The sequence below is a fragment of the Frankia sp. CcI49 genome, from assembly GCF_001983215.1.
Taxonomy (GTDB): Bacteria; Actinomycetota; Actinomycetes; order Frankiales; family Frankiaceae; genus Parafrankia; species Parafrankia irregularis.
The window spans coordinates 98226-111104 of record NZ_MOWP01000035.1; the positions used below are offsets into that span (position 1 = coordinate 98226).

General features: G+C 69.9%; 12 protein-coding genes. 7 read left to right on the forward strand and 5 right to left on the reverse strand.

All coding sequences use genetic code 11. From position 1 onward, the window contains the following. Window positions 1-208: 208 nt before the first annotated feature. The 4 genes from CcI49_RS30865 to CcI49_RS30880 all read left to right on the forward strand — a co-directional run bounded on the left by CcI49_RS30865 (window position 209) and on the right by CcI49_RS30880 (window position 4725). A complete protein-coding gene (locus CcI49_RS30865) occupies window positions 209-1237 on the forward strand; it encodes an SMP-30/gluconolactonase/LRE family protein (protein ID WP_076832389.1) in 1029 nt (342 codons plus the stop codon). Between the two features lie 468 nt (window positions 1238-1705). Continuing rightward, on the forward strand, window positions 1706-1942 hold the full coding sequence (locus tag CcI49_RS42775) for a hypothetical protein (protein ID WP_198955687.1): 237 nt from the start codon (window positions 1706-1708) through the stop codon (window positions 1940-1942). A gap of 360 nt (window positions 1943-2302) precedes the next feature. Beyond that, window positions 2303-4000, forward strand: coding sequence for a CocE/NonD family hydrolase (locus CcI49_RS30875; protein WP_076832392.1), 1698 nt, complete (start codon window positions 2303-2305; stop codon window positions 3998-4000). A 137-nt stretch (window positions 4001-4137) separates the two neighbouring features. Beyond that, window positions 4138-4725 carry a TetR family transcriptional regulator gene (locus tag CcI49_RS30880; RefSeq protein WP_241840336.1) on the forward strand — a complete coding sequence of 196 codons (588 nt, stop codon included), beginning with the start codon at window positions 4138-4140 and terminating at the stop codon, window positions 4723-4725. A gap of 46 nt (window positions 4726-4771) precedes the next feature. Here CcI49_RS30880 and CcI49_RS30885 read toward each other — a convergent pair whose 3' ends face one another. After that, a complete protein-coding gene (locus CcI49_RS30885) occupies window positions 4772-5587 on the reverse strand; it encodes a helix-turn-helix transcriptional regulator (RefSeq protein WP_076832398.1) in 816 nt (271 codons plus the stop codon). Window positions 5588-5675: 88 nt separating this feature from the next. Between CcI49_RS30885 and CcI49_RS30890 the strand changes: the two genes are divergently transcribed. Further along, window positions 5676-6584 carry an NmrA/HSCARG family protein gene (locus tag CcI49_RS30890; protein ID WP_076832401.1) on the forward strand — a complete coding sequence of 303 codons (909 nt, stop codon included), beginning with the start codon at window positions 5676-5678 and terminating at the stop codon, window positions 6582-6584. A gap of 217 nt (window positions 6585-6801) precedes the next feature. Here the strand turns inward: CcI49_RS30890 and CcI49_RS30895 are convergent, their stop codons facing one another. Further along, the gene (locus CcI49_RS30895; RefSeq protein WP_193209756.1) at window positions 6802-7008 is read right to left on the reverse strand and encodes an RNA-binding S4 domain-containing protein; all 207 of its coding nucleotides are present in this window, start codon (window positions 7006-7008) and stop codon (window positions 6802-6804) included. A gap of 234 nt (window positions 7009-7242) precedes the next feature. Here CcI49_RS30895 and CcI49_RS30900 point away from each other — a divergent pair, with 234 nt between their 5' ends. Beyond that, the gene (locus CcI49_RS30900) at window positions 7243-8529 is read left to right on the forward strand and encodes a vanadium-dependent haloperoxidase (protein WP_241840337.1); all 1287 of its coding nucleotides are present in this window, start codon (window positions 7243-7245) and stop codon (window positions 8527-8529) included. Between the two features lie 214 nt (window positions 8530-8743). Here the strand turns inward: CcI49_RS30900 and CcI49_RS30905 are convergent, their stop codons facing one another. From CcI49_RS30905 to CcI49_RS30915, 3 genes are all read right to left on the reverse strand, one after another. Further along, window positions 8744-10210, reverse strand: a complete 1467-nt coding sequence (locus CcI49_RS30905) for a DHA2 family efflux MFS transporter permease subunit (RefSeq protein WP_076832409.1) — start codon at window positions 10208-10210, stop codon at window positions 8744-8746. 79 nt (window positions 10211-10289) lie between these two features. Continuing rightward, window positions 10290-10877: a TetR/AcrR family transcriptional regulator gene (locus tag CcI49_RS30910; protein ID WP_241840338.1), complete on the reverse strand. Its 588-nt coding sequence runs from the start codon at window positions 10875-10877 to the stop codon at window positions 10290-10292. A gap of 247 nt (window positions 10878-11124) precedes the next feature. After that, window positions 11125-12099 (reverse strand): WYL domain-containing protein, encoded by a 975-nt coding sequence (locus CcI49_RS30915; RefSeq protein WP_076832415.1) that lies wholly within the window; start codon window positions 12097-12099, stop codon window positions 11125-11127. Window positions 12100-12209: 110 nt separating this feature from the next. On the opposite strand from CcI49_RS30915, the gene CcI49_RS30920 reads away from it, so the two are divergent. Next, window positions 12210-12845 carry a hypothetical protein gene (locus CcI49_RS30920; protein WP_076832418.1) on the forward strand — a complete coding sequence of 212 codons (636 nt, stop codon included), beginning with the start codon at window positions 12210-12212 and terminating at the stop codon, window positions 12843-12845. Window positions 12846-12879: the final 34 nt, after the last annotated feature.

Below are 12879 nucleotides of genomic sequence, written 5' to 3' on the forward strand. Positions count from 1 at the left end.
GCGCCGCGCAACGCAACGCTTCGCCGCAGCGCGACCATCACCGGCCGCGGGCAGCACATGCAGACCGTAAAACCGGGTTGAGGCCACGATGCGCTCTGCGAGAATTCCGCCGAAATCCGCCTCTCATCATGAAGGAGGAGCCTTGTTTCCCTTACTGGAGCGAGCCCGCGCTCGTCACCGCGTAGTCGCCGTGGGGCTGGCTGCCGCTATGGGTGCTCTCGCGCTTTCTGCCGCGGCCCCGGCCCAGGCGGCTGGCACGTTCACCTCGTACCCGACCCCCACCCCGGCGTCGATTCCCTGTGTCACGGCGGGTGGGCCGGACGGGGCGGCCTGGTTCGTCGAAGCACTCGCCAACAGGATCGGCCGCATCGACCCGGCGACCGGCGAAACAGCGGAATTCCCGATTCCCTGGTCCACCGCACAGCTGCCGGCGTCGCTAAACTGGCTGAATCTGCCGGTCGCGACACCCGCACCGGTTACCGCCCTGCCGTGCGCGATCACGGCCGGGCCGGACGGCAAGATCTACTTCGCCAACGGTCTGCGCAACCAGCTCGGCAGCATCGACCCGCAGACGAAGGCGTTCGCCCTTTACTCGGTTCCCGGCGTGGGGGGTAATCTCTTCCCCTTCAACGACCTGGCCGCCGACCCGGCCGGGGCGATCTGGTTCACCCAGACCACCGCCAACACGATCGGCCGGTTCGACATCGCGACGAAGACCTTCACGTCCTACCCGGTGCCCACGCCGGGTGCGCTGCCGATTGGTGTCTTCACCGGCTCGAACGGCGATGTGTGGTTCACCGAGGCTCTCGGGAACAAGATCGGCCGCATTGACGCAACGACCAGAACGATCACCGAATACCCGGTCCCGAGCCTCCTCGCGGTCCCGTTCGTGATGCGTGCCGAGACGGATGGCGGCCGATATGTCTGGTTCACCGAGCTCGGTGCCAGCAAGCTCGGACGGATCGACACGGTTACCGGTTCGGTCAGCGAGGTCCCGGTGCCGGTCCCACTGTCGTTCCCGATCGGGATCTGCTCCTCACCGCAGGGGAAGATCTACTTCACTTATCTTCTCCGCGACAAGCTTGGTGCCTACGACCCGGCGACCGGCGTTTTCACGGAGACCTCGGTGCCCGGCGGCCCCCTCGGCCCACCCGCGGAGCTGAACTACGGTCCGGGCGACGCCGTCTGGATGGCCCAGCTGACCGGAAGCCGAGTGCTGCGCTACTCCCCGGCCTGATGCCGTCCGGTACCGCGCGGTGCCGCGGAACCGCGGTACGGCTACCGACCTGGCCGTGAACCTGGCCGCCGGGTAGGTACCCATTCCGGCGGCCGACCCGGGTCGTGCCCGCGTGTGGTCGTTCCCTTCCGGGCATCCGCACCGGCACGGCCCGGGATTCAGGCCCTCGTCCTGCCGGCTTGAGTTCCAGCGGTCGTTGCCTGGACAGACCTCACCGATGGGCTGCCCGTGGGCCGGACCAGGGCGATGGGACGCTGCATACGCATCCGGCGGGCCCATGCAGCAGAGGAGAACGCGGTGGAAGCAGGCGGAGCTGACGAGCGGTGGTGGGTGCACTGCTGGTGTGGCGCCCTCAACGGCGAGTATCCGACTGAGGCCGCAGCCGATTCGGCTGTTCACAGCCACCCGCTCTCGGATCGACGGTGCGACGTGGTTCTGAAGAGCCCGGAGCCGCCGGGGCTCCGCTCCATGCCCCTGTTCCTGCTGGGCGACGAAAGCTGCACCGGCGCCACCATCGACCAGGACCTCGACGGCCAGTGGCAGGTCACCTGCCACTGCGCGGCGCTGGACAGTCTGCGCTTTCCCACCGATGAGGAGGCGGAGACGGCTATGGATGAGCACCTTGACGCCGAGGACGCACGCGCCCGGGCGCTCTTCGATCAGCTTGCCGCAGAGACCTTCAACGACCGGTTTCCCCGCGGCTGACCGCGTCCGGGCCGGGCCGGTCAATGGGATCTCACTGGCGAGGTGGCGTCCAACCAGCGCCGGACGCCGGGATTGGCCGACAGGCCAGCACGATGCGTGAGCTGAATGGCCGGGCATGCCGACGGCCTGATCCATCCCGGCCGGCGGCACTTTCGTGGTAATGCGCGCCGGTATCCGCGTATCTGGTCGAGGCCGTTTGCGGCGGTGGCCTTTGTGCAGGCCACCGCGCGGCGGGCAAGCCAGGCGCCGACCAGGCGGCCGGTGGGGCCCGAATCCGCGGGAGGCCAAGTCGTAAGGACGTCTCGCCCCCGCACACATTTGCGTGACACGCTGTGCCACCCAAATGGAAGGGGGCCTCGTATGGCCACTCCAAGGCGAACGCCGCTGCGTCGCCTCGCTCCGGTCGCCGCGTTGGCCGTCGCCGCGCTGACGGCGTCCGCCTGCCTGCCGATCTCGACGGGAGAGCTGTCTGGGCAGCCTTCCTCGCCGCCTTCGTCCGGGTCGGTCAGCGCGCAGCCGCTGTCGGCCCAGACGAAGGCATGGTGGAGCTACGACCGCGAGGCCACCTACCAGTCCATCACCACCAAGGTCACGGTCCCGACCCGGGACGGCACCCAGCTGAGCTGTACGTTGGTTCGTCCCGCGACCAACAGCGCGCCGGCCGCGGGAGCCTTCCCCGGCATCGTCACCGAGTTCACCCCGTACTCGCTGTTACACGACACCTACGTCAACAGTGAGGCGACTTATTTCGCGACGCGCGGCTACAACGCCCTGGTCTGCACGCTGCGTGGTGTCGGCGGCTCCGGCGGCACCTGGCAGAACGCCATGTCGGCCCAGGACGGCAAGGACGGCTACGACCTCGTGGAGTGGCTGGCGGCGCAGCCCTTCTCCAACGGCCGGATCGGGATGACCGGCGAGAGCTACGGCGGCGACACCACCTACGCCACCGCGATCAACCAGCCCCCGCACCTCGTCGCCATCGCGCCGCTGCAGTCTCCGTCCGACCTGTACCACGATGTGATCTACCCCGGTGGCATCAAGGCCACCGAAGGCGGCGACATCGACAACTGGCCCGGCACCGCCGAGCTCATGAGCGGTGGAGTGATCAACCCCGCCAACGAGTACGCGACGAACCGCGCCCACCCCACCTACGACGACTACTGGCAGTCACGGTCATTCCTTGGCCGTCACGACTCCATCAATGTTCCTGTGTTCACCATGGGCGGCTGGGTCGACCAGTACTTCCGTTCCGGCGAACTGGCCAACATCGAGGGCGCCTTGGGCAGGACCTGGGCAATCTACGGCCAGTGGACCCACCTGCTCCCGCTGACCTACCCGAACTGCGGACCGCTGTGCAACTCCGACGGGCTCGCCCCCGGAATCGTGCTCGCCTGGTTCGATCACTGGACCAAGCAGCTGCCCGACGTCCCGATCCCGGCCAAGCCAACCTTCGTCAGCTACGCGGGTGCCACCGCTTCCGCGCCGGGCTGGCGCGAGATCGTCGGCTACGACCCGAACGACGCGGCAACGCAGTCGTTCGCCCTCAACACCGCCAGCACCACCGGCACCGCGAGCACCACCGGCACCGCGAGCACAACGGCCGGAACGGCCGGAACCGCGACATTCCACCAGCCGCAGGATCCTTCGACCTCCGGAGGATCGGTCCTGTTCCAGACCAGCCCGCTCACCACCGCGACGTCGATCTTCGGCCATTCCACGCTCACCCTGAAGGCCACGCTGACCGGAACGGACGCCAACTTCTACGTCGAACTGCTCGACGTCGGCACCGATGGCACGCAGACCCTGGTCAACAACGGCTTCCTGCGCGCCAGCCACCGGACGTCCGACGTCGTGCCGATGCCGGTGCAGGCGGGCGAATCCGTCACCTACACCATCCCGATCCGGGCCGACGACTGGCAGTTCGCCGCAGGCCATCGCATCGCCCTGCGGATCTCCGGCGGCGCCTCGTCGATGCTCACCCAGAACTCGACACCGGTCGACGTCGCCATCGCCACCGGCGCCGGCGGATCCGCCCTGGCCCTGCCCACCATCAGCTGACCCCGGCCACCAGCCGCCCCCGAAGCTAGCCTGGTCGAAACGGCGCAGACTGCCGTCGCGGACACAGGCACAGGCGGGCACAGGGGGAAACGGTGGCGGGCGGGACGGCGAAGCGTCCGTACAGGACATCACCGCATGTGGAACAGGCCCGGGCCGACCGGCGGGAAGCCGCGGCCCGGGCTGTCGAATCCGCCGCCCTCAACCTGTTCGAACTGCACGGATTCGACGCGGTGACCGCAGGTGACATCGCGAACGCCGCAGGGATCTCCATCCGTACCTTCTACCGCTACTTCCCCACCAAAGACGATCTTCTGCGCGCCGGTGTCCGCCGCCGGGCACAGGCCATCGCCACCGCGTTGGCCGCCCGAGCAGCCGACGAACCACCCATGCGCTCCATCCGATGGGCTGTCCACGACGTCGTCGCCGCCGAGGACACCACCGACGTCGCCCGCTGGATCCGTATCTCCATGGTCAGCCCGGCCGCCAGCAACGTGATGCTCGGCATCAACGTCCTGGAACTCAACGCGGTCCTCGGCGACTTCCTCAGCACCCGCCTTGGCACCGCACGCGACAGCCTCCAACCCACGATGCTCGCGGTCGCCGCCGCGGCAGTCATGATCGCCGCACACGCACGCTGGAGCTTCCATGGCGGCGACCTCGCCACCATGCTCAGCGACGCCCTCGCCGTCCTCGACGCCATCCCCCCGAACGCAGCCGATATCTGAACGGCACCGCGAGGACCGCGCTGCGTTGAGTTGAGTTGAGTTACGGTCAGTGGTCGACCAGCGAGAGGGCGCGGCGCAGGTCGTCGGGGGTTGTCGGAACCTGCATGACCAGCAGAAGGTCCGGGTATTCCACCGGTCGCAGCTGGTAGACGTCCAGGGCGATTCGGCCGGTGGCCGGATGGTCGATCGAAATCGTCGCCGGTCTGAAATCCCGGATCGGGTAGGTGTTCCACCACTGGCCGAATTCGCGGCTCGCCTCGGTCAGCGCACGGACCAGCTCCACGAACCGGGCGTCGTCCGGGCGCTGGCCCACGGCCGCGCGGAACTGGCTCAGCACAGCCCGCGCGGCCGCTTCCCAGAACGGCATTCGTGCGCGGTTCTCCCTGTCCGTGAACATCATCCACAGCAGATTGCGCCGGCCTTCAGGTAACACGGCGGGATCATGCCTGATCCGAACGTACGGGGCGTTCCAGGCGATGAAGTCGAAGTACCGGTCGAACATGACGGACGGGTTCGGCGCGGTCGCGTCGACGAGGCGCTGGACCCGGGGCTCGACCTCGTCCGGGGCGGTTCGCGCCGGCGGCACCGGCAGGCCGGCCAGGACACGCAGGTGCCGGTGCTGGTCGGCATCGAGCCGCAGTGCGCGGGCCAGCGCGTCCACGACCTGCGCGGACGCCGCGATCGGGYGGCCCTGCTCCAGCCACGTGTACCAGGTGAGCGAGAGCCCGGCCAGCTCGGCCACCTCCTCGCGGCGCAGGCCGGGAGTCCGCCGCTGGCCGACGCCGTCGGGCAGGCCGACGTCCGCGGGCCGCAGGGCTGCCCGTCGCGCGCGCAGGAAGGTGGCCAGTTCGGCGCGGTGCATAGATCCTCGTCCCCTTGCTGTCCAGGAGTCCTGGGTATCACCATCGCAACCAGGTTGTCGGCGGTGACCGTGGCTAGCTTTACGCCCCATGGATGATCGTGAGAATTCAGTTCTTGTCATCGGCGCGACCGGACAGCAGGGCGGTGCGGTGGCCCGAGCGCTGCTGGGACGCGGGCGGAAGGTGCACGCGCTGGTACGTGACCCGCAGCGGCCCGCGGCGCGAGCGCTTCAGGCGGCGGGGGCCCGGCTCGTCGTCGGCGATCTGGACGACCCGGCATCGATCCGCACGGCCATGGCGGACGTGAGCGGCGTCTTCCTGATGCTGAGCAGCGTGACCTCGGGCACCGTGAGCCTGGCGGACGTCGAGTCCGAGGTACGGCGCGGAAAGTGCGTCGCCGACCTCGCGGCGCAGGCCGGTGTCGACCACCTCGTCTACAGCTCGGTTGCCGGCGCCGACCAGGACACCGGCGTTCCGCATCTGGAAAGCAAGGGGCTCGTCGAAGCGCACATCCGGGATCTCGGCCTGCCGGCCACCGTCCTGCGGCCGGTGTTCTTCATGGAGAACTTCACGACCGTCACCCGCCCCGTCCTGACCGAGAACGGGCTGGTCGTCTCCCTCGCCCTGCGCCCGTCCAGCCGGCTGCCGCTGATCTCGATGGCCGACATCGGCGAGTTCGCGGCATTGGCGTTCGGCGAGCCGGCGGCGTTCGTCGGTCAGACCCTGGTGATCGCGGGCGACCATCTCGCCGCCTCGGAGATAGCCGAACGGTTCGGCGAGGCGGCCGGAATCCCGGCACGTTTTCACCAGACCCCGCTCGAGCAGCTGCGCGCCTTCGACGAGGAGGTCGCGAAGATGTTCGCCTGGTTCGATTCCGGCGCGATGGAACAGCCCGATCTGCCGGCCCTGCGCGCCCTGCACCCGAAGGTCCTGACGATGGGGGCGTGGCTGCGGTCGGCGGACTGGCGCCCGCAGAACGCCGGCGATTTCGGCGGCTGAGCCGGCTGAGCCGGCTGAGCCGGTTCCTCGCGCGCCGCTTCGGCACACGCCGTTCGCAGCCACCGAGAACGAAGCAGGGGCCGCAGGCCGCGGGGTCGCGGAACCGCGGGGTCGCGGAACCGCGGGGTCCCGGGACAGCGGGGTCCCGGGGCGGCGGGGCGGAGTTCGCCGGGCGGCGACGTACCGCGCCCCGCGCGTGGCCGCGGCAGGCGGTGGGTCAGCCGACGCGAAGCTGCACACCGGCCAGGGTGACCTCGTCTCCCCGCCGTAGCTGACGGCCGCGACGGGTCTCGACCTCGCCGTTGACCTGGACGTCCCCGTTGGCCAGCACTGTCCTGACCTCCGCGCCCGCCTCCACGACGTCGGCGAGCTTGAGGAACTGACCCAGGCGGATGACGTCGTCACGAATACTCACTTCACGCATCCGCCCAGCATGCCGGACCATCGCAGCGCCTGGTCGGCTGGCTACCCGGGGCTCCGCCGGGAACGGGGAACGTCACGCCGATACCTGAAGGCGGTAACGCCCGGACCTGCCGAAACAGCACGTCGCGCTTCAAAGCGCTACGCCCTTGATCTCGTGGTGACATCATGACCGGAGTTCACGCTGGACATCTGTCCATCTCTCGCCTTTTCTGCCCGCGAGCAAGGGAGACCAACTGTGGTGCGCTCGGGTCGATTTCGTCGAAAATTAATGTGCACGGTCGTCGCCGGTTTCATTGCCGCCGGTGTGCCGGTCGCGGCCGGCGCCTCGCCCGCGCCGGGCGCGTTCGCGAACACCTCGCCAAATGCCGTCATCGTCTGGGACCGTAACGCGCAGACCGCGATCTGGGATGTGGCCGGGCAGCAGCCGCAGGTGCAGGCGCGCAGCTTCGCGATGGTGCACGGAGCGGTCTACGACGCGGTGAACGCCATCTCCGGGCGCCCCTACGAGCCCTATCTCAGCGCTCCGCGCACCAACGGCCGCGAATCGGTGAACGCGGCGGTCGGCACCGCGGCCTTCCAGGTTCTCAGCTCGCTTTTCCCAGCTCAGCAGGCGCGTCTGCAGGCACAGTACGACGAGTGGATGGCGACCGTCCCGGACAGTGCCGCGAAGCGCGGCGGGGTCTCGGTGGGCAGCCAGACCGCCGCCGCGATGATCCGGGCGCGCCAGGGTGACGGGGCGTTCGGCGACCCGGCCTGGCCGATGGGTACCGAGCCCGGCCAGTGGCGGCCGACCCCGCCCACCTACGCCTCCGACACGGCGTGGGTGGCGAAGCTCAGGCCGTTCCTCCTGCCGAGTACGTCGATGTTCCGCAGCGCCGGCCCACCCGCGCTGACCTCCGCCCAGTACGCCCGCGACCTCAACGAGGTCAAGGAGATCGGCGCGGTCAACAGCCGCACCCGCACCCTCGACCAGACGCAGGCCGCGATCTGGTGGCATGACCGTCACCTGGGCGAGTGGGAGATCAAGCGGCAGCTGGCCACCGGCCAGCGCCTGACCGTCCTGCAGACGGCACGGATGTTCGCCATGGTGGACATCTCCGAGGCCGACGCGACCACCGCCTGCTACAACGAGAAGGCGGCCTGGATGTTCTGGCGGCCGGTGACCGCGATCCAGCTGGCGGACACCGACGGCAACCCGGCCACCGCGGCCGACCCGAACTGGATGCCGCTGCTCGTGACACCACCGCACCCCGATTTCACCTCGGGGCACACCTGCTTCACGGCAGCGAGCATGTCGGCGTTGGCGTACTTCTTCGGCCGGGACGACATAGCCTTCAGCGCCTACAGCGAGGCCTCGGGCACCACCCGGTATTTCCGGAGCTTCTCGCAGGCCATCGCCGAGGTGATCGAGGCCCGTATCTGGGGTGGCATCCACACCCGGACGGCCGACATCGAGGGTGCGAAGATCGGTGCGAAGACCACCGCTTATGCGGTCAGAAACTATTTCCGCCCCCGGCGGTAACGGAGCCTTTTCCCTCATCGACCCAGACCTGCGTTTCCCTGACCGTGGACGGTGATACGGAGAAGGATCACTGAAAGTCAGGGGCCGGCCGCCCGGGCTGCGGGTGATATTCCGCAGCGTGGGCGGCCGGCGTCCCGGCTGTTGGCGTGGGCGTGGGCGTGGCGGGGATTCGCAATCTGACCGGATCCGCCCCGGCGGGAAGGCCGCGGGGCCGTCAGGTACCGGCGGGCTCGTAGCCGAGGCTCCGGGCCGGTGCGTCGGTGCGGATGTCGGTCCGGTCGGTGAGCTCGTCGGCGGGGGACGTCCGGTGGCGGGGGACGAGCAGGGAGCCGAGCGTTCCGACGCCGGTCGCGACCGCGCCGACGACCAGGGCGACGCGGATGCCGTCGGTGAAGTCGGCGGCGCTGGCGTAGCCACCGGCCGCGGCGAACACCGAGGCGAGGACCGCGATACCGAAGACGCCGCCGACCTCACGGAAAGCGTTGTTGACCCCGGAGGCCACGCCCTCGAACTCGGTCGGAACCGACCCCATGACCACGTTCGCGACCGGGACGAAGAACAGGGCCATGCCGACGCCGGAGACGACGAAGGCGGGGACAAGGGTCAGGAACGACGTGTCGGGGGCCAGGTCAGCGCGCAGCCACAGCAGCCCGGCGGTCATCATGGCCAGGCCGGTGACCATCAACGGGCGCCCGCCGATCCGGTCGGACAGCGGGCCGGCGATCGGCGCGACGATCAGCGGCATCACCGTCCAGGGCAGGGTGCGCAGGCCGGCGCCCAGCGGTGAGTAGCCCATGACGTTCTGCAGGTACTGGGAGATCAGGAAGATCGATCCGAACATCCCGAAGGAGAACAGCACCGCGACCGCGTTGACCGCGGCGAACCCGCGGCGGCGGAACAGGCTCACCGGCAGCATCGGTGCGCCGCCGCGCCGCTCGGACCGCAGCTCCCAGGCGACGAACGCGACCAGTCCGACCGCGCCGGCGATCAGTGCACTTAGCACCCCGGCGCTCGTCCAGCCGTGGTCCTGCCCACGGACCACACCGAGGACCACCCCGAACAGGCCCAGGCTGACCAGGACGGTTCCCGTGACGTCCAGCCGGCTGGACGGCTCACGGCTTTCGGTGAGGCGGGTGAAGGCCAGGGGGATCACAGCGAGGCCCAGCGGGACGTTCACCCAGAAGATCCACTGCCAGGCCGCGCCCTGCGTGATGGCCCCGCCGACCAGCGGCCCGAGCGCGATGGCCAGGCCGGAGACCGCGCCCCAGATGCCCAGTGCGGCGCCGCGGCGCTCTGCCGGGACCGCGGCCGACAGCAGGGTCATCGACAGCGGCAGCACGATCGCCCCACCGACTCCCTGCACGGCCCGGGCGGCGATGAGCGTGCCGACGCCCGGTGCCAGTGCGGCGGCGGCGCTGGCCACGGTGAAGATCGTCAGCCCGGCGGCGAAGACACGGCGCCGGCCGAGCCTGTCCCCCAGCGCCGCCGCGGGCAGCAGGAGGACGGCGAAGCTGAGGGTGTAGGCGTTAACGGTCCATTCCAGCTCGGCCAGGCTGGCGTGGAGGTGCTCGCGGATCGACGGGAGCGCCATCGTGACCACCAGGTTGTCCAGGGAGGTCATGAAGGCGGCGAGGCAGGTGACGACGAAGGTCCAGGTGAGGCGGTTCCGGTCGGTGGCCATCAGGCCTTCCCTCCAAGGTAGTGACTGACCACTTCCTTCCGCGGCCAAAAAAAATTCCGCGGATGACTCGTTTTGCTACTCAGTCGATGCCGGCCACATCGGCGTCGGCGGGCTCGGAGACCGGGCCCGTGAAGCCTTCGGCCAGCACCTTCTTGCTCACCCCGATGCCCGCGCCATCCGTGCAGATGATCTGCGCCCAGCGCTCGTCGAGGGCAGGCAGGTCCATGGCCGCCGAGACGTTGCAGAGCATCCCCATGGCGAAGAAGGCACGTACGACGTCGACGTCCAGGCCACTGAGACGCTCGACCGCGTACCAGAGATCCCGGAAACCCCGCCGCGTCGCGGCCCGGATGTCCGGATCACCACAGGCCGCGTATGCCTGCATCTGCATCAGCAGGTAGCTGGGTTCGGCCAGCAGGTCGTTGTAGGCCACAGCCATCGCGGTCATGGCCTCCTGGCCGGACCGCTCCCCCGCCGCGGCCTCGAAGGCCGCGACCGTCCGGGCGAAGGTCTCCTTCACGGCCGCCAGGAACAGGCCCTTCTTCGAGCCGAACAGCCGGAACAGGTAGGGCTGGGAGATTCCGGCCGCCGACGCGATCGACTCGGTCGACGTGCCCTCCAGCCCACCCCGCGCGAACTCCGACACCGCGGCGGCGAGCACCGACACACGGCGTTCCTCTGCCGTCAACCTTGCCCCTGCCGCTGCCACAAGAACGAAGGTAGTGGCCAATCACTACTTCGTCAAGCGGACGGGCCAGCCAGCCGACACCGGGCAGCTCGCTGGGCCAGCGCACGGCTCTGCCAGTCGGCGGTGCAGGTCGTCGAGGGTCCGCCTGGGGGATGTCGATCCGAAACCGGGTGATCGTTTCGCTCATGCCCGGAACGCTGGGGATCCTTGCAGACAATCCCCGTCCTCAGCTTTCCGCGTTGCCGGTACCGGCCAGCTCCGTGGCTGAGGCGGCGCGGCCGAGCCGGCGGGCGAGCGCGCGGATGTGGTCTCTGAGCTCGGGCGGGTCGAGGACCTGGAAGTCGATGCCCTTCAGGGCGACGTAAAGGGCGATCTTGTCGAGGGAGTCGCCACCCGCGTGGAACAGGCAGCTGTCGGCGTCTCGGGGCACGAGCCGGCCTGCGGTGGGCGAGGTGTGCTCGGCGACGACCTGAAGCGGCGCGTGGAACAGGATGGTCGCCTGGTACCGGTACGGAGCGGCGGTGAGGGCGTTCGCGACGTAGGCGTGCGCTCCCTCGGCGGGCTCGGGCCGGGGCGTGAAGCGTGGCCCGGGCTGCGGTGGCGCCGGGTCCATGCGGTCGACACGGAAGGTGCGCCAGTCGTCACGGTCGAGGTCGAAGGCGAGCAGATACCAGCGCCGGCCGGTGTGCACGAGGCGGTATGGCTCGACGCGGCGGGTGCGCTGCTGATAGCCGAAGCGGACGCCTTCGTGAGCCCGGCAGGCGGCGGCCAGTGCGAGGAGCAGGTCCGGGTCCACGGTCGGGCCGGGACCGGTCAGCGGCAGGATGGCGGACCGCATCGCGTCGACCCGGTGGCGCAGCCGGGATGGCAGGACCTGTTCGAGCTTGGCCAGCGCACGCAGCGACGTCTCCTCGATCCCGGTGACCGTCCCGGTGGCGGCGCGCAGGCCGACGGCCACGGCGACGGCCTCGTCGTCGTCGAGCAGCAGCGGGGGCAGGGCGGCGCCCGCGCCGAGCCGGTACCCGCCGCGGGTGCCGGTGGCGGACTCGACGGGGTAGCCGAGGTCGCGCAGCCGGTCGACGTCGCGGCGCACCGTGCGGGTGGTGACGCCGAGGCGCTCGGCGAGCTCGGCGCCGGGCCAGTCACGCCGGGACTGCAGCAGGGACAGCAGCCGTAACAGCCGAGCCGACGTTTCCAGCATCCGCGCGCAGCTCCCTCCGAGCTGAGGAACGAACCTGTCCTCAGGAGTCTCCAGGATGGCTGGTACCGGCCTGACCAGGCCACCTGCTCAGATCAAGGAGCGACCGAGCGATGACACGCATCTACCTGGAAAAGGGTCGGACGAAGATCGTCGCCTGCGCGCTGGACTGGCCCGGCTGGGCGCGCATCGGCAGCACCGAGGACCGCGCCGTGGCCGCGATGACCGCGTACGCCGACCGGTACCGGCTGATCACCACCGACGCCGGGCTGACCTTCGACCCCGGGCCGATCACCGTCGTCGACACGGTGACCGGCGTCAACACCACCGACTGGGGCGCGCCCGGCGTGCCCGTCGCCGAGGACAGCGGCCCCTACCGTGTCGCGGCGGCGCAGCGCACCGTCGCGGTACTCCAGACCGCCTGGCGCACCCTTGACGACCTCGCCCGGTCAGCCCCGCGAACGCTCCGCAAGGGGCCCCGCGGCGGCGGGCGCGACCGCGACGAGATCGTCGCCCATGTCATCGACAACGAGCGCGCCTACGCACGGAAGATCGGCATCCGGCGTCGGCCGTTCCCTGCCGACGACCGGGCCGCCCTGACCGCCCTGCGTGCCGAGATCCTCGAGGTGCTGGGCACTCCCGCGGACGGCGTGCCGCTCACCGGCGGCGGCTGGCCACCGGCCTATGCCGCCCGCCGATTCGCCTGGCACGCCCTCGACCACGTCTGGGAGATCCAGGACAAGTCCTGAACTCAGCCGCTCCGCCTTCCGCGGTCGAGGCAGT

Excerpts from the sequence above, each read along its gene's own strand:
- CcI49_RS30905 (WP_076832409.1), bottom strand. The coding sequence starts at position 10,210 with ATGGCCACCGACCGGAACCGCCTCACCTGGACCTTCGTCGTCACCTGC.
- CcI49_RS30915 (WP_076832415.1), bottom strand. The coding sequence starts at position 12,099 with ATGCTGGAAACGTCGGCTCGGCTGTTACGGCTGCTGTCCCTGCTGCAG.
- CcI49_RS42775 (WP_198955687.1), top strand. The coding sequence starts at position 1,706 with ATGCCCCTGTTCCTGCTGGGCGACGAAAGCTGCACCGGCGCCACCATC.
- CcI49_RS30890 (WP_076832401.1), top strand. The coding sequence starts at position 5,676 with ATGGATGATCGTGAGAATTCAGTTCTTGTCATCGGCGCGACCGGACAG.
- CcI49_RS30920 (WP_076832418.1), top strand. The coding sequence starts at position 12,210 with ATGACACGCATCTACCTGGAAAAGGGTCGGACGAAGATCGTCGCCTGC.
- CcI49_RS30895 (WP_193209756.1), bottom strand. The coding sequence starts at position 7,008 with ATGCGTGAAGTGAGTATTCGTGACGACGTCATCCGCCTGGGTCAGTTC.
- CcI49_RS30875 (WP_076832392.1), top strand. The coding sequence starts at position 2,303 with ATGGCCACTCCAAGGCGAACGCCGCTGCGTCGCCTCGCTCCGGTCGCC.
- CcI49_RS30865 (WP_076832389.1), top strand. The coding sequence starts at position 209 with ATGGGTGCTCTCGCGCTTTCTGCCGCGGCCCCGGCCCAGGCGGCTGGC.